The organism is Halopseudomonas sp. T1L2, assembly GCF_055397385.1.
The window spans coordinates 3,700,690-3,716,595 of sequence record NZ_AP040865.1 but is presented as its reverse complement, the minus strand read 5'-3'; the positions used below and the strand labels follow the sequence as shown (position 1 = coordinate 3,716,595).

General features: G+C 61.0%; 16 protein-coding genes. 2 read left to right on the top strand and 14 right to left on the bottom strand.

The features are described from left to right. Nucleotides 1-8: 8 nt before the first annotated feature. Nucleotides 9-389 (bottom strand): winged helix-turn-helix transcriptional regulator, encoded by a 381-nt coding sequence (locus ACZ5WQ_RS17545; RefSeq protein WP_464382769.1) that lies wholly within the window; start codon nucleotides 387-389, stop codon nucleotides 9-11. A gap of 117 nt (nucleotides 390-506) precedes the next feature. Between ACZ5WQ_RS17545 and ACZ5WQ_RS17540 the strand changes: the two genes are divergently transcribed. Further along, nucleotides 507-1,613 carry an alkene reductase gene (locus ACZ5WQ_RS17540; RefSeq protein WP_464382768.1) on the top strand — a complete coding sequence of 369 codons (1,107 nt, stop codon included), beginning with the start codon at nucleotides 507-509 and terminating at the stop codon, nucleotides 1,611-1,613. A gap of 189 nt (nucleotides 1,614-1,802) precedes the next feature. Here the strand turns inward: ACZ5WQ_RS17540 and der are convergent, their stop codons facing one another. From der to trmJ, 12 genes are all read right to left on the bottom strand, one after another. Beyond that, complete coding sequence (gene der, locus ACZ5WQ_RS17535; RefSeq protein WP_228247491.1) at nucleotides 1,803-3,224, bottom strand: ribosome biogenesis GTPase Der; 1,422 nt, start codon at nucleotides 3,222-3,224, stop codon at nucleotides 1,803-1,805. 91 nt (nucleotides 3,225-3,315) lie between these two features. After that, nucleotides 3,316-4,452 carry an outer membrane protein assembly factor BamB gene (gene bamB / locus ACZ5WQ_RS17530; protein ID WP_464383670.1) on the bottom strand — a complete coding sequence of 379 codons (1,137 nt, stop codon included), beginning with the start codon at nucleotides 4,450-4,452 and terminating at the stop codon, nucleotides 3,316-3,318. Nucleotides 4,453-4,460: 8 nt separating this feature from the next. Next, entirely contained in the window at nucleotides 4,461-5,105 is a 645-nt protein-coding gene (locus ACZ5WQ_RS17525; RefSeq protein WP_088274729.1) for a YfgM family protein, read from the bottom strand. A 40-nt stretch (nucleotides 5,106-5,145) separates the two neighbouring features. Further along, nucleotides 5,146-6,396 carry a histidine--tRNA ligase gene (gene hisS / locus ACZ5WQ_RS17520; RefSeq protein WP_464383669.1) on the bottom strand — a complete coding sequence of 417 codons (1,251 nt, stop codon included), beginning with the start codon at nucleotides 6,394-6,396 and terminating at the stop codon, nucleotides 5,146-5,148. A 52-nt stretch (nucleotides 6,397-6,448) separates the two neighbouring features. Next, complete coding sequence (gene ispG / locus ACZ5WQ_RS17515; RefSeq protein WP_088274725.1) at nucleotides 6,449-7,561, bottom strand: flavodoxin-dependent (E)-4-hydroxy-3-methylbut-2-enyl-diphosphate synthase; 1,113 nt, start codon at nucleotides 7,559-7,561, stop codon at nucleotides 6,449-6,451. 14 nt (nucleotides 7,562-7,575) lie between these two features. Further along, nucleotides 7,576-8,520 carry a RodZ domain-containing protein gene (locus ACZ5WQ_RS17510; RefSeq protein WP_464382767.1) on the bottom strand — a complete coding sequence of 315 codons (945 nt, stop codon included), beginning with the start codon at nucleotides 8,518-8,520 and terminating at the stop codon, nucleotides 7,576-7,578. Further along, the gene (pilW, locus tag ACZ5WQ_RS17505; protein WP_269687995.1) at nucleotides 8,517-9,272 is read right to left on the bottom strand and encodes a type IV pilus biogenesis/stability protein PilW; all 756 of its coding nucleotides are present in this window, start codon (nucleotides 9,270-9,272) and stop codon (nucleotides 8,517-8,519) included. Before pilW ends, ACZ5WQ_RS17510 begins: the two co-directional genes overlap by 4 nt. Nucleotides 9,273-9,299: 27 nt before the next feature. Next, nucleotides 9,300-10,457 carry a dual-specificity RNA methyltransferase RlmN gene (gene rlmN / locus ACZ5WQ_RS17500; RefSeq protein WP_464382766.1) on the bottom strand — a complete coding sequence of 386 codons (1,158 nt, stop codon included), beginning with the start codon at nucleotides 10,455-10,457 and terminating at the stop codon, nucleotides 9,300-9,302. 39 nt (nucleotides 10,458-10,496) lie between these two features. Next, the gene (gene ndk / locus ACZ5WQ_RS17495) at nucleotides 10,497-10,922 is read right to left on the bottom strand and encodes a nucleoside-diphosphate kinase (RefSeq protein WP_088274719.1); all 426 of its coding nucleotides are present in this window, start codon (nucleotides 10,920-10,922) and stop codon (nucleotides 10,497-10,499) included. Nucleotides 10,923-11,033: 111 nt separating this feature from the next. Beyond that, nucleotides 11,034-12,185 (bottom strand): IscS subfamily cysteine desulfurase, encoded by a 1,152-nt coding sequence (locus ACZ5WQ_RS17490; RefSeq protein WP_464382765.1) that lies wholly within the window; start codon nucleotides 12,183-12,185, stop codon nucleotides 11,034-11,036. 11 nt (nucleotides 12,186-12,196) lie between these two features. Beyond that, a complete protein-coding gene (cysE, locus tag ACZ5WQ_RS17485) occupies nucleotides 12,197-13,012 on the bottom strand; it encodes a serine O-acetyltransferase (protein WP_228247497.1) in 816 nt (271 codons plus the stop codon). A gap of 2 nt (nucleotides 13,013-13,014) precedes the next feature. Next, a complete protein-coding gene (gene trmJ / locus ACZ5WQ_RS17480; RefSeq protein WP_464382764.1) occupies nucleotides 13,015-13,794 on the bottom strand; it encodes a tRNA (cytosine(32)/uridine(32)-2'-O)-methyltransferase TrmJ in 780 nt (259 codons plus the stop codon). 135 nt (nucleotides 13,795-13,929) lie between these two features. Between trmJ and suhB the strand changes: the two genes are divergently transcribed. Further along, nucleotides 13,930-14,745 carry an inositol monophosphatase family protein gene (suhB, locus tag ACZ5WQ_RS17475; protein ID WP_228247499.1) on the top strand — a complete coding sequence of 272 codons (816 nt, stop codon included), beginning with the start codon at nucleotides 13,930-13,932 and terminating at the stop codon, nucleotides 14,743-14,745. A 245-nt stretch (nucleotides 14,746-14,990) separates the two neighbouring features. Here the strand turns inward: suhB and secF are convergent, their stop codons facing one another. Then, nucleotides 14,991-15,905 carry a protein translocase subunit SecF gene (gene secF, locus ACZ5WQ_RS17470; protein WP_464382763.1) on the bottom strand — a complete coding sequence of 305 codons (915 nt, stop codon included), beginning with the start codon at nucleotides 15,903-15,905 and terminating at the stop codon, nucleotides 14,991-14,993. Between the last annotated feature and the right edge of the window lies 1 nt (nucleotide 15,906).

Genomic DNA, 15,906 nt, shown 5'->3' with positions numbered 1-15,906 from the left:
CCTGCGGATCAGCCTTCTGCACCGGCAGCGCTCTGCTGCCAGTGCTCTCTCCCCCAGCTGCACATCGCCGCCAGTACCGGCTGCAAACTCGCACCGTGCTCGGTAATCCGGTACTCAACCCGTGGCGGCACCTCGGCAAACACCGTGCGACTCACCACGCCGTCGCGCTCCAGCTCGCGCAACTGCTGGGTCAGCATCTTCTCGGTAATACCCGGCACCAAACGCTTCAACTCCGAGAAGCGCTGCGGCCCCTGAATGATGTGGTAGGCCAATACAGCCTTCCACTTGCCGCCGATCACATCCAGCGTGACTTCGATAGGCGTCGAGTAGGTCTTGTCGCCACGCACCAATCGCTTGCTATCGGCGATACGCAACTGCTCTTCGGTCATCTTATGATTACCTTTTGGTAAGTGACTGCCAAAATCGTACGTACTTGCCAAAAGGAATGCCACCCCCATAATGGCCGGCATTGGTAATTCACCGATGACTGAATCCGGGAGACACCCATGTCCAGCAATACCCTGTTTCAACCCGCTCGCCTCGGCAGCCTTCAGCTGCCCAACCGCGTGGTAATGGCCCCGCTGACCCGCCAACGCGCCGCCCAGCCCGGCAATCTGCCCCACGCTCTGAACGTCGAGTACTATACCCAACGCGCCAACGCCGGCCTGATCATCAGCGAAGGTGTGCAGATCAGCCCCGAAGCACAGGGCTACGCCTGGACGCCGGGCATTCACAGCCCCGAGCAGATTGAAGGCTGGAAGGCCGTGACCGAGTCGGTACACGCCGCTGGTGGTCGTATCTTCCTGCAGCTGTGGCACGTTGGCCGCATCTCGCACACCCTGATTCAGCCCAACGGTCAGGCACCGGTTGCCCCGTCGGCTATTGCCGCCAAGGCGGAGGTCTACGTTCAGGAGCCGGACGGCAGTCATCATAAGGCCGCGGCATCAACCCCGCGCGCCCTGGAAACTGCAGAGCTGCCTCAGGTGGTGGAAAGCTACGCCCAAGCGACCCGCAACGCACTGCAGGCCGGCTTTGACGGCGTAGAGATTCACGCTGCCAACGGCTACCTGCTTGACCAGTTCCTCTGCTCCAACAGCAACCAGCGCACCGATGCGTATGGCGGCAGCGTCGAAAACCGGGCCCGTTTGGTACTCGAAGTCGTCGATGCAGTGGTCGCCGCCGCCGGCGACGCCGGCATCGTTGGCATCCGCATTTCTCCGCTCGGCACCTTCAACGGTGTTGAGGACGCCAACCCGCTGGAAACCTTTACCTATCTGCTGGAGCAGCTGAACAGCCGTGGGCTGGCCTACGTCCACGTCAACAAGCCGGACTGGGCGGGTGGCAGTTACGAGGGTTTCGACGAGTTGCTGGCCGCGCTGCGCAAGGTCTACAAGGGCGACTTTATCCTCGCTGGCGGCCTGGATGGCGAAAGCGCCTCTGCCGCAATCGACAGCGGTCTGGCGCAGTTTGCGGCGTTCGGGCGCCCCTACATTGCCAACCCGGACCTTGTCGCACGGCTGCAGGCCGGCGCGCCGCTCAATCAGGTCAACCCGCGCACGCTGTACGGCGGCGGCGCAGAAGGCTACACCGACTATCCGGTGATGGATGCCTGAATAGTGCAATTGCAGGGGGATGAGCACGCGCCTGGCGGACGCGACATGTCGCGTCCCTACGAATGCAACGACCTCCTCCACCCGCAGGGCCACGGCATGCCGCGGCTGTGCGGCTGCCGGGAGCAATGGATGCCTGAATAGCAGGCACAAAAAAGCCGGCGTCAAGCCGGCTTTTTCATTTGAGCAGGATCAGCGCTTGTCCTTGCTCTTCTTCTTCATCTTCTTGTTGTGACTCATCAGGCGGCGCTTCTTGTTCACCTGACGCTCGGTCAGCGTGTTCTTGCGATCGGCGTAAGGGTTGTCACTGCCCTTGTACTCGACACGGATCGGCGTACCGGTCAGCTTGAGCACCTTGCGGAAGGTGTTCTCCAGGTAGCGGGTATAGGAGCGCGGCACCGCGTCGACCTGATTGCCGTGCACCACGATAATCGGCGGGTTGGAGCCACCGAGGTGGGCATAGCGCAGCTTGATGCGACGGCCATTGACCATTGGCGGCTGGTGCTCGCTGACGGCATCTTCCAGAATCTCGGTCATGCGGCGCGTCGGAATCTTGGTCATCGCAGCCTGATAGGCCTGATCCACTGACTTGTAGAGCAGGCCGACACCACTGCCGTGCAATGCAGAAATAAAGTGGATGTCAGCAAACTGGGCGAAAATCAGCCGGCGCTCCAGTTCGGTTTTGACGTACTCCTTCTCTTCCTGCTTCATGCCGTCCCACTTGTTGACGGCAATCACCAGAGCGCGCCCCGCTTCGAGTACAAAGCCCAGCAGGTGCAGATCCTGCTCGACAATCCCTTCCCGGGCATCGACCACAAAGATCACCACGTTGGCGTCCTGGATCGCCTGCAGGGTCTTGATTACCGAGAACTTCTCGATGGCCTCGAACACCTTGCCGCGACGGCGCACGCCGGCGGTATCGATCAGCGTGTAGGGCTTTTCAAAGCGCTCATAGGGGATGTAGATACTGTCACGGGTAGTTCCCGCCTGATCGAACACCACAACCCGGTCTTCGCCGAGCATGCGGTTGACCAGCGTGGACTTACCTACGTTGGGTCGGCCGATAATCGCAATCTTGGTGCCGATCGGCTCAACCACGCGCCCTTCTTCACCCGTAACCTGCAGGCTCTCGTCGTTGAGTACCGCGTCCAGCATCGGGTTGATATTGCGGCCGTGCGCGGCGGCAATACCCAGCGGCTGGCCCAGGCCAAGGTTGGCGAACTCGCCCAGGATGGCATCCGGATCCGCGCCATCAATCTTGTTGGCGATCAGATAGGTGTGCTTGTTGCGCTTGCGCAGGTGCTCGGCAATCTGCTCATCGCCTGCGGTACGACCAGCGCGCGCATCGACCAGAAACAGCACGGCGTCGGCTTCTTCGATAGCCTGCAGAGATTGACCTGCCATCATCAGATCGAGGCCTTGCTCGTCCCCGGTGATACCACCGGTATCGACCACGATATAGGGCTTGCCCTGCCAGACTGCCTCGCCGTATTGACGGTCGCGGGTCAGGCCGGCGACGTCGGCAACAATAGCGTCACGACTCTTGGTCAGACGGTTGAACAGGGTGGATTTGCCGACGTTCGGCCGCCCCACGAGAGCGATGACAGGAACCATGATTACTCCGCGCACAGATGCTGTGCAAAAAAACAAAACGGCCGTTACACCTGACTGTGTAACGGCCGGGAAAGTATAACCGCTTTTCGGCTTACTTCAGCTTGTAGGCTGCCAGATCGCCGCTATTGCCGTATACGAACAGCAGATCACCGATCACCAGCGGGCTGGCACGCAGACCGTCGCCATCGACCTTGACGCGACCGGCCATGCGACCGTCAGTCTGGGCCAGCAGGTGCAGATAGCCTTCGAAGTCACCTACCGCAACATAGTTGCTGAAGGCAACCGGTGCCGTCAGCTGGCGGCGAGCAAGCGATTCGTTGCTCCACAGCTCGCGAGCACTACCGGCGTCAAGCGCCTGCACGGTGCCGCTGGTTTCACTGACATACACACTGCCGAAGCCCGCGCCGGGACCAACATAGCTGGAGGCCGGATGCTGCCACAGCGGCTGCCCGGTCTGGGCATCCAGTGCGGCCACGCTGCCCTGATAGGACACAACATAAAGGCGCTGATCAACCAGCAGCAGTTGGCCATCGATGTCGACCATACGCTCCAGCTCGGAACGCCCCTTGGGCTGCGCGACGCGCTGCTCCCAGAGGGGAATGCCGGTATCGGCTGCCAGCGCAACGACCTTGCCGCTGGCCATGCCGGCGAAGACCTGACGCACGCCAACGATCGGCGTGCTGTGGCCGCGCACGGTCAGCACCGGCAGCGAGGATTCATAGATCCAGCGACGCTCGCCGCTGCTGATATCCAGGGCAACCAGTTTGTCATCCTGCGTCTGCACGACGACCACGTCTCCGTTGGTCTGCGGCGGCGCCAGCACTTCGCTGGAAGCCTGCGCGCGCCACTTCTCGCTGCCGTCGTTCTCGTCCAGAGCGATCACCTGACCATCGAGGGTACCGACAATGACCAGACCACCGCCGGCACCAACAGCACCAGACAGGGGCGCCTTGAGTTTGACTTCCCACTTCTCGTCGCCATCTTCGCGATTCAATGCGACAACCCGCCCTTCGGCGTCGGCAGCGTACAGGGTCAAACCATCAAGGGCCGGGGTCAGGTTGTTGTACAGATCGCCCTGACCTACGCCGATGTTGCGCTTCCAGACACGGTCCAACTGAACCTCGGCATCAAACTTTTCCAGATCGGCCGGAGGCAATTCCTTCTTGCCGGAGCTGCTGCAACCGACCATCAATGCAGCGGCCAGACCCAGCACCAGATAACGGGACATCACTTTCACTAGGCTTCCTCCGCCAGATCATCCAGCTTCAATTGCAGTTGCGGACGCGCGGATGCATCCTCGAGCGCCTCAATGGCCGCCTGGTAGGCCGCCCGGGCTTCCGACTTGCGACCCAGGGCAAGCAGCAGGTCGCCCCGCACCTCTTCGCGGCCCGCCTTCAATTCGGAACCTTCGACCGGTGAGGCGAACAGCGCCAGGCCTTCTTCGGCACGCTCCTGTTGAGCCAGAACCCGCGCCAGACGCTGACGCGCCACTTCCTGCAGCGCCGCATCCTTGCTGGTGTCTACCAGCTCACGCAAGTGCTTCTCGGCAACAGGATAGTCACTCGCCTCAACCGCCAGGCGCGCCTGCATCAAAGCGGCATAGTCGGCATAACGGGTGCTGGAATACTCTTTACGCAGCTGGGTAGCCAGTTCCGCTGCGCGCGCACGCGACGCCTCGCTGTCACTGCTCAGTACGGATTCGAGCATGGTCTGGTAAAGGGTTGAAGCGCCCTGCGCCTGGCCCTGCTGATAGTTCTGCCAGGCATTCCAGCCAAACACCCCCGCAAGGGCTATAGCCACACCGGTGAGCAACGGCACACCATGGCGCTGCCAGAGTTCCTTCAGCTTCTCTACCTGTTCTTCTTCTGTCTCGTAAGCCACCCTAAAACTCCTTAGCCAAACCAGAAACGGCAAGCGCCGCTCAAATACTCTCTGCCAGTCGAGCCGGCACATCCTGCCAGCTCAAGGTTTCCTGCTCCTCACCACTGCGCAGCGGTTTGAAACCGATCTGCTGCGCAGCCACTTCGTCTTCGCCCAGCACCAGCGCGTACAGCGCACCGGACTTATCGGCCTTCTTGAACTGGCTCTTGAAGCTGCCACCGCCAGCGTGCACGACCAGTCGCAATGACGGCAGCGCATCGCGCAGCTGCTCGGCCAGACGCAGTCCCGCCCTGGCAGCCACATCGCCCAGGGTGACGAAATAGACATCCACCTGACGGGCCAGTTCGGCGGGCACGCAACCAAGCGTCTCGATCAGCAGCAACAGCCGCTCGATACCCATGGCAAACCCCACAGCCGGGGCCGGCTTGCCGCCCAGCTGGGTTACCAGACCGTCGTAACGGCCACCGGCGCAGACGGTACCCTGGGCACCGAGCTGGTCAGTCACCCATTCGAACACCGTCAGGCCGTAGTAGTCCAGCCCGCGCACCAGTTTGGGATTGATTACGTAAGGGATGCCAACTTCGTCCAGCAGTGCACGCAGGCCGTCGAAGTGAGCGCGTGCCTCGTCGTTGAGGTAGTCGGCCAGCTTCGGCGCGTCTGTCAGCAGGGCCTGGGTCTCCGGCACCTTGCTGTCGAGGATGCGCAGCGGGTTGCTGGCAAGTCGGCGCTGGCTATCCTCATCCAACTGATCAAATCGCGCCTGCAGATAGGCAACCAGATCATCGCGGTAGCGGGCACGGTCTTCCGCACTGCCCAGGCTGTTCAGCTCCAGCTTGACCGCATTGCTGATACCCAGACGCTGCCACAGACGCCAGGACAGCACGATCAGCTCGGCATCGATGTCCGGACCGGTCAGGTTGAAGGTTTCCACGCCGATCTGGTGAAACTGGCGATAGCGGCCCTTTTGCGGACGCTCGTGACGGAACATCGGGCCGTTGTACCAGACCTTCTGGGCAACACCGCCCCCGAGCAGACCGTGCTGCAGCATGGCGCGCACGCAGCCTGCGGTGCCTTCCGGGCGCAGGGTCAGCGAGTCACCATTACGGTCCTCGAAGGTGTACATTTCTTTCTCGACGATGTCGGTCACTTCGCCGATGGAGCGTTTGAACAGCTCGGTCGGCTCGACAATCGGCATACGTACCTGCTGGTAACCGTAGGTGGTCAACAGGTCAGCGACAGTGCGCTCAAAGTACTGCCACAGGGCGCTGTCTTCGGGCAGCACATCGTTCATGCCGCGAACGGCTTGCAGGGTCTTCAAAGTCTGTTTCCTATTGCCTGACCGCTCAACCGCGGGCGATGGTGTTGGCATCCAGCGCCTGTTTGGCAGCCACTTTATCTCGAATCATTTTTTCCAGCCGGTCGACCAGCTCGGCGTTATCCACCTTCTGGTCTGGCTTGCCGTCCTGATAGATCAGGTTGTTCGGCGAGCCACCGGTCAGGCCGATGTCGGCCTCCTTGGCTTCGCCCGGACCGTTGACGACACAGCCGATAACCGCAACATCCAGCGGTGTCAGCACGTCGTCGAGGCGCGCTTCCAGCTCGTTCATGGTCTTGACCACATCGAAGTTCTGGCGTGAGCAGCTCGGGCAGGCAATGAAATTGATACCGCGCGAACGCAGGCGCAGCGACTTCAGAATGTCGAAGCCGACGCGAATCTCCTCCACCGGGTCGGCCGCCAGCGAGATGCGGATAGTGTCGCCAATGCCTTCAGCCAGCAACATACCCAGACCGACCGCCGACTTCACCGTGCCCGAGCGCAGGCCACCCGCCTCGGTAATCCCCAGATGCAGCGGCTGCTCGATCTGCCTGGCCAGCAGGCGGTAGGCATCAACCGCCATGAAGACGTCGGACGCCTTGACGCTGACCTTGAAATCCTGAAAATCCAGGCGATCAAGGTGCTCGACGTGGCGCAGCGCCGATTCCACCAGCGCCGCCGGAGTCGGTTCGCCGTATTTCTTCTGCAGATCCTTTTCCAGCGAGCCAGCATTAACCCCGATACGAATCGGAATGCCATTGTGGCGCGCGGCGTCGACCACGGCCTTGACCCGGTCTTCCCGGCCGATGTTGCCCGGGTTGATGCGCAGACAATCAACACCCAGATCAGCGACCCGCAGGGCAATCTTGTAGTCAAAGTGAATATCGGCGACCAGCGCGATACCGACCTGCTTGCGGATTTCACCAAAGGCCTCGGCAGCCTCCATGCTCGGCACCGAGACCCGCACGATATCGGCACCAACCGCTTCCAGCCGCCGAATCTGTTCGACGGTAGCGGCCACATCACAGGTTTCGGTGTTGGTCATGCTCTGTACCGAAATCGGCGCATCACCACCTACCAGTACCGAACCCACCTTGATCTGCCGGGAGACACGACGTTTGACCGGCGACTCATGCTGCATAACTGACTGACCTCTTACTCGCCCAGACGCAGCCGGACGACACCGGACTGGCTCTGCGGCGGCAACGTTACGGGGTTACCCTGAAAGCGAATGGTGGTGACCGCACTGCGGTCGCCGATCACCAGGTTCAACGGACCTGCGTGATCAATGTCCAGCGCCTGGCCATCGCGCAACAGGCCACTATGCAGGACCTGGCCGTCGACGGCACTGACCTGCACCCAGCAATCGGCGGCCACACTCAACTGCAGGCCACGCCCCTCGACGGCTGCAGGCTCCTCGACGGGAACGACCACCTCAGTCTGTGCATCCGCAACCAGGGTCGCTTCCTGAGGCGCCTCCGCCGCATCCGCAACCGCCTCGGTCGCGAGCGGGTCGGCAGCCGGCGCTTCAGGCTCAGGGGCCAGCAAGTCGGCGGGCAGCGCCTCTGTCTGCTCGGCAATTGCCTCGGGCAACGTCATGGCATCGACCTCGACATCGTCCAGCAGCAACTCGGACTCCAGTTCTTCCATCGGCGGCAACGGCTCGGAGACAGGGCGGCCGGCTTCGTACCACCACCATGCCGAGGCCATCAGCACCAGCACAATCAGCAGGGTGCTCCAGCGCATGATGGACCGCCCAGACCCGTTCGGCATCTGGACCCGGGCGATAGAACTGACCGGACGCTCGCGTACCTCGATACCACGATGCCGATCGAATTCAACGGCGAGCCGGTTGGGGTCCAGCCCCATCAGCCGCGCATAACTGCGTATGTAGCCGCGGGTAAAGGTATCACCGGGCAAGCGGTCGAACCGGCCTGCTTCGATGTGCTCTACCGCCTGACGCGAGATTTTCAGCTCCAGGGCAACCTCGGCGATGCTCAGGCCGCGAGCTTCACGAGCCTCGCGCAGGGTTTCACCAGGGTTACGCAGGGTGTTTGGTTCTGCCATGTCTGCTGCTGCATCATGACGCTCGGAACTCATGACTTTTCGGACTCCACAAGCGCGCGGGCTTCAGGACTGTTGGGATAGAGACGTTTGAGCTGCAGCGCATAGCTGGCAGCCTTGCTGTGATCCTCGAATCGACGCGCCAGGCGCACACCCAGCCAGAGGCTGGCGGCATTCTGCTCGGACAACTGGTCGAAGCGACGATAGTGATTCCACGCGGGCACAAAGTTGCCTTCAGCAAACTCGATCTGCGCCAGCTCAAGCAACGCACGCGGCTGGCGGATGTTCAGCCGCAGGGAGCGCTCGAGATTCTCGCGGGCGGCATCGATATTACCCATGCGCAGATAGGCGATACCCAGGTTCTCGAATACGCGCGAGCGTTCGCTGTAAAGCGTATCGGCTGCGGCCTTGTTGAAATACTCGAGAGCTTCCTGGTAGCGTTCGCGGTCAAGCAGAAACGCACCGTAATTATTCAGCAGCCGGGCGTTCTCCGGCTCACTGGCAAGCGCAGTCCGAAAGTGCTTTTCGGCAGCGTCGTACTCGCCTTCCTGCTGGAATACCAGCGCCAGCACCATATTCGCCGATGCCGAGCGGGGGTCCAGCTTCAGCGCTTCACTCAGCGGCTGCTTGGCACGTTCGGTTTCCCCTTTCTGCAGATAACCGATACCGAGCTGAACGTAAGCATCGCGGGCGGCGGCCGGATCGACCTTGCGGCTGTTTTGCCCCGTGCTGACACAGCCCGCCAGCAGCAGACAGAAGATCAAGATCGCGGCGCTTGGCTTGCTCATGTCAACATCCTTTTCCGGCCTGAGTGATTAACCTGCAGTGTGCCGCGTCTCGGACGGCGCGGTCTCGGTTGCGTCTGTTGCCAACTGGCGTACCGCAATGTAGCGCTCGCTTCGGCGGGTGCGATCCATAACCTGCCCGACCAGTTGCCCGCAGGCCGCATCGATATCTTCCCCACGCGTGGTGCGCACCGTGACGTTGTAACCGGCCTGGTGCAACATGTCCTGAAACCGGCGAATGGCGTTGTTGCTCGGCCGCTCGTAGCCGGAATGCGGGAAGGGATTGAACGGGATCAAATTGATCTTGCACGGAATATCGCGCAGCAGCTCGATCATTTCGGCCGCATGCTCGGGCTGGTCGTTGACCCCTTTGAGCAGGGTGTACTCGACCGTCAGCGAGCGCTTCTCGCCAAGCCCGGCGATGTAGCTCTTGCAGGCCGGCAGCAAGACTTCCAGCGGATACTTCTTGTTCAGCGGCACCAGTTGGTTGCGCAAGGCGTTATTCGGCGCGTGCAGCGACAGCGCCAGGGCAACGTCCACCTTCTCGGCGAGCTTCTCGATCATCGGTACTACCCCGGAGGTAGACAGCGTCACCTTGCGCTTGGAGATACCGTAACCGAGATCGTCCATCATCAACGTCATGGCGTCCACAACGTTGTCAAAATTCAGTAGCGGTTCGCCCATGCCCATCATCACCACGTTGGTGACCGCACGATCGGCGGTAGCAGGAACGGAACCGAAGGACTTGCTGGCAATCCACACCTGGCCAATGATTTCGGCCACGGTCAGATCGCTGTTGAAGCCCTGTTTGCCGGTCGAGCAGAAGCTGCAATCCAGCGCACAGCCCGCCTGAGACGACACACACAGGGTGCCGCGCCCGTTTTGCGGAATGTACACCGTCTCGACGCAACTGCCCGAGGCAACCCGCACGACCCACTTGCGTGTGCCGTCGCGGGAGATATCCTCGCTGACAACCTCGGGGCCACGAATCTCGGCATTGGCCTTGAGCTTTTCACGCAGGGCCTTGCCGATATTGGTCATGTCATCGAAGTTGTCTACGCCGTAGTGATGCATCCATTTCATGACCTGGCCGGCGCGAAAACGCTTCTCTCCCAATCCTTCGAAGAAAGCTTCCAGTTTCTGCTGTGTCAGACCCAGCAGATTGGTCTTGCTGGTGGTATCGGTCATGGCGATCACATCACTCGGCTGAGAGAACCAAACCCGGCCTTAGCGCGGGCAGAGTTCGGTTTCGGCGAAGAAGTAGGCCACTTCGCGCGCAGCGGAAGTGGTGGAGTCGGAGCCGTGAACCGCGTTGGCATCGATGGACTCGGCGAAGTCGGCGCGGATGGTACCGGCAGCGGCTTCTTTCGGGTTGGTAGCGCCCATCAGTTCACGGTTTTTCAGAACGGCGCCTTCGCCTTCCAGAACCTGAACAACAACCGGACCAGAAGTCATGAAGCCAACCAGATCCTTGAAGAAAGGACGCTCTTTGTGCTCGGCGTAGAAACCTTCGGCATCGGCCTGGGACAGCTGAACCATCTTGGCAGCAACAACGCGCAGACCAGCCTGCTCGAAACGGGTCAGGATCTGACCAATGACGTTTTTGGCAACGGCATCGGGCTTGATGATGGACAGGGTACGTTCAACGGCCATAAAACTCTCCAGAGATGTAGTTACAGAATAGACTTACAAAAGATGGTTAACCTGCGGATTATACGCAGGTTAAAGACAAATAGATAACAGCAGCGTAGCTGACGGAAACCGTCAGCCGGCACGCAGGCGCGTTACCACCTGACAAATGATTTCGGCAGCCCGCTGCACGTCCTGCTCAGAGGTGAAGCGCCCGAGCGACAGACGAATGGAACTGTGCGCCAGCTCGTCGCTCAGACCAATCCCGCGCAGCACATAAGAGGGCTCGACCGCGGCAGAGGTACAGGCGGAGCCGGTCGACAACGCCAGATCCTTGAGTGCGAGCAACAGCAACTCACCGTCAACGCCAGCGAAGGCCAGATTGAGGTTGTGCGGCACCCGCTGTTCCGCGCTGCCGTTGAGGCTGACGCCGTCCAGCCCGGCCAGGCCCTTGAGCAGCGCGTCATGCAGAGCGGCAATTCGCGCCCCCTCGTCTTTCATCAGCTTGCCGGCCAGCTCGAAGGCTTCGCCCATACCCACGATCTGATGGGTCGCCAGGGTACCGGAGCGCAGCCCGCGCTCGTGACCACCACCATGCATCTGCGCCTGCGGCTTGGGCGTCAGGGCTCGGCGCACAAACAGCGCACCGATGCCTTTTGGCCCATAGGTCTTGTGGGCGCTGAAGGACATCAGATCAACCGGCAGAGTCTGCAGGTCGATTGCCAGCTTGCCGGTCGACTGCGCCGCATCGACATGAAACACCGCCCCGACGGCATGGGCAACCTCACCCAGGGCCTGAATATCGTTGATCGTACCGATCTCGTTATTAACGTGCATCAGCGATACCAGCACGGTGTCTTCGCGCAGCGCCGCACGCAATTGCTCGGGCGTAATGACACCCGCCGCCCCCGGCTCAAGCCAGGTGACCTCAAAGCCTTCCCGCTCAAGCAGCTTGAAGCAGTCAATCACCGCCTTGTGTTCGATCTTCGAGGTAATCAGATGGCGCCCTCTGGCTTGCAAGGCATGCGCCATCCCCTTGATCGCCAGGTTATTCGACTCGGTGGCACCGGAGGTCCAGACAATCTCGCGCGGGTCGGCACCCACCAGATCAGCCACCTGGCGACGGGCATTCTCAACCGCTTCCTCGGCCTTCCAGCCGTATACGTGAGAGCGCGAAGCCGGGTTGGCAAAATTGCCATCCATGGTCAGGCACGCCACCATCTTCTCGGCGACCCGCGGGTCAACCGGCGTTGTAGCAGCGTAATCCAGGTAAATCGGCTGATTCATCAGCAACTCCGTCAAGGCTTCTCAGTCGTGGCATCGGTTGCCGCTACATCCGTCTCGTCATCCTTGAGCAGATCAAAATCCTCACCACCAAGCGCCGGCAGCTCCTTGGCGCAATAATCACTGCCCAGCTCACTCAATGCCTTGCACATGCCCTCGAGACGGCTGTCTACCGCGTGCATATGATCCAGCATCTGCCCGATAGCACGTGCCACCGGATCCGGCATATCGCGACTGACGCCATAGGCATCGAAGCCGAGCTTTTCCGCCATGGCCTGACGATTGGCCTGCTGCTCGCACTCGGCGGAAGGCTCCGGGTCCTTCGGAATAATGCGCCCGGGAATGCCGACCGCGGTCGCACCTGCTGGCACTGCCTTGGTTACAACAGCATTGGAGCCAATCTTGGCTCCGGCGCCGACGGTAAACGGCCCCAACACCTTGGCACCGGCGCCGACGACGACGCCGTCCTCCAGCGTCGGGTGACGCTTGCCCTGATCCCAGCTGGTACCACCCAGCGTTACACCCTGATACAGCGTAACGTCATTGCCTATCTCGGTGGTTTCACCAATCACCACACCAAAGCCGTGATCGATAAAGAAGCGACGACCTATCTTGGCTCCGGGATGAATCTCGATGCCGGTCAGCCAGCGGGCGAAGTGCGACAGCATGCGCGCCAAAAGGTAGGCACGGCGCACCCAAAGAGCGTGCGACACCCGATGCAACCAGACCGCATGCAAGCCGGGATAACAGGTCAGCACTTCCAGCGTGTTGCGCGCGGCAGGGTCACGGTGGAATACACTGGCGATATCTTCTTTCATGCGATCAAACATGGTCAGGTTCTCCGCTCGCCGGCTGCTTTGACGCCGACGGCCTTCTGGGTTTCGGTCAGGATGCCGCGCAGGATGTTCATCTCCATTCGATTCAAATGGACCCGCCCGTACAGGCGGCGCAAGCGCGGCATCAGCTGCCGTGGTTTCTGAGGGTCGTGGAAGCCGATTTCAACCAGCACCTGCTCCAGATGCTGATAAAACTGCTCCAGCTCGCCTGCGGTCGCCGGAATCTCGTTGAAAACAGCGGTGGTTTCGACCTTGTGCATCTTGGTCGGCGCGCCTTCGCGCTGCAGACTTTGCATACGCAGCTCATAGGCCAGCACCTGCACGGCTGCCGCCAGATTCAGCGAGCTGAAGTCCGGCATCGAGGGAATATGCACATGATACTGGCAACGCTGCAGCTCGTCGGTAGTCAGACCGGAGTCCTCACGACCAAATACCAGTGCGATTTGCGCATCCGGCAGCTGCTCCAGCTGATCCAGCACCTTGTCAGCGGATTCACGCGGATCCAGCACCGGCCAGGGAATGCGGCGATCGCGAGCACTGGTGCCGAGCACCAGCGAGCAATCGGCGATGGCTTCTTCCAGCGTCGCGACAATTCTTGCATTGGCCAGCACATCGTCCGCACCTGAGGCGCGAGAAACCGCATCAGGATCGGGGAAGCGCTCGGGATCAACCAGCACCAGCTCGGACAATCCCATATTCTTCATGGCCCGAGCAGCGCCGCCGATGTTGCCAGGATGACTGGTGTTGACCAACACCACACGCACGTTCTTCAGCACAGCGACACCTTCAAGCCAAAAATGGGACCCTGCATCTTACAAAAGCTGCGACCTGATAGCCATGACGCATTTCTGTTCATTTTCAACTCTGCTACAATGTCCGGCTTTTCATCTTCCGACAGAGACATACCCCATATGCAGCCTATGCTGAACATCGCCCTGCGTGCCGCGCGCAGCGCAGGAGAGCTCATTTACCGTTCCATGGAACGCCTCGATGTGCTCGCCGTGGACGAAAAGGACGCGCGCGATTATGTTTCGGAAGTCGACCGCGCCGCCGAGCAGGCGATCATCAGCCAGTTGCGCAAAGCCTATCCGGATCACAGCATCCAGGCAGAAGAGAGCGGCTTCCAGCCCGGCCACGGCGACGGCGCCGACACCGTCTGGATCATCGACCCGCTGGACGGCACCACCAACTTCATTCGCGGCGTACCGCATTTCGCCGTCAGCATCGCCTGCCGGGTCAAGGGCCGCATCGAGCATGCCGTCATTCTGGACCCCATTCGTCAGGAAGAATTCACCGCCAGCCGTGGCCGTGGCGCAGCACTGAACGGTCGCCGCCTGCGCGTCAGCAACCGCAAGTCACTGGAAGGCGCCCTGCTCGGCACCGGCTTCCCGTTCCGGGCCAATCAGGTCGACTCGCTGGATAACTACCTCGGCATGTTCCGCAGCCTGGTCGGCCAGACGGCCGGCATTCGCCGCGCAGGCGCTGCCAGCCTGGACCTGGCCTATGTTGCCGCCGGCCGCTTCGATGCCTTCTGGGAATTTGGCCTGGCCGAGTGGGACATGGCAGCCGGCGCCCTGCTGATCCAGGAAGCCGGCGGCCTGGTCAGCGACTTCAGCGGCGGCCACCAGTTCCTCGACAAGGGGCACATCGTCGCGGGCAACCCCAAGTGCTTCAAGGCCGTGCTGACCGCCATTCAGCCGCACCTGACGCCCGGGATGAAGATGTAAGCAGCAAGCGGCAAGCTCTAAGCTTCAAGCGGCAAGCTGGCCGCGCAGGGCAAACCAGAGAGGCCCACACCCTGATCGGTGTGGGCCTTTTTTTAGTTGCAAGCTACAAGCCGTAAGCTTCAAGCCAACCCAAAACAAAAAAACCCGCGCCGGATTCAGTTCCGACGCGGGTTTTCTTGCCGCTTGTAGCTTGCGGCTTGAAGCTTACCTCTTGAGGCTTGCCGCTGCGCCGGCGAAGCCGGCGCTCAGGGCCTATCGTCGACCGCTTCTTCCACCTGCGGCGGGATGAGGTCATCCCGAGTCAGCTTCATGGTCACCAGCAGACCACCGGCGATATAGATGGAGGAGTAGGTACCCACACCCACACCGATCAGCAGCGCCGTGGCGAAGCCGTGGATGTTTTCACCACCGAACCAGAACAGCGCCAGCAGTACCAGGATGGTCGAGAACGAGGTGGCCATGGTACGGCCGAGCGTTTGGGTAGTGGAGATGTTGATGATGTCGGTGAGCTCGGTCTGACGCATCAGACGCATGTTCTCACGCACCCGGTCGAACACCACGATGGTGTCGTTCAACGAGTAGCCGATCACTGCCAGAATCGCCGCGAGCACCGTCAAGTCGAACGAAATCCCGAAAAACGAGAACACCCCGAGGGTAAAGATCACGTCGTGGACCAGCGCCAGAATCGCCGCCACCGCGAACTTCATCTGGAAGCGCAGAGAGACATACAGCAGGATACCGGCGATCGCCACCAGCATACCCAGACCGCCCTGATCACGCAGCTCTTCACCCACCTGCGGACCGATAAACTCGACCCGCTTGACCGATACATCACTGCCATCGGTGGTCTTGATCATCTGAGCCACCTGATTACCCAGATTCGGGTCATCGCTGGGCAGGCGGATCAGCACGTCGGTGGAGGCACCGAAGTTCTGCACCACGGCATCGCCCCAGCCATTCTCGCGCAGCGTGGCGCGAATCGCCTCGAGGTCCGCAGCCTCGCTGTAGTTCAGCTCCACCAGCGCACCGCCGGTGAAGTCCAGCCCCAGGTTCAGCTGCTTGACCGCCAGGCTGGCCACCGACGCCAGCATCAGCGCAACGGCAACAACATAGAAGAACTTGCGCAGGCGGAGGAAATTAATGGTTTTACGAATGTTCATC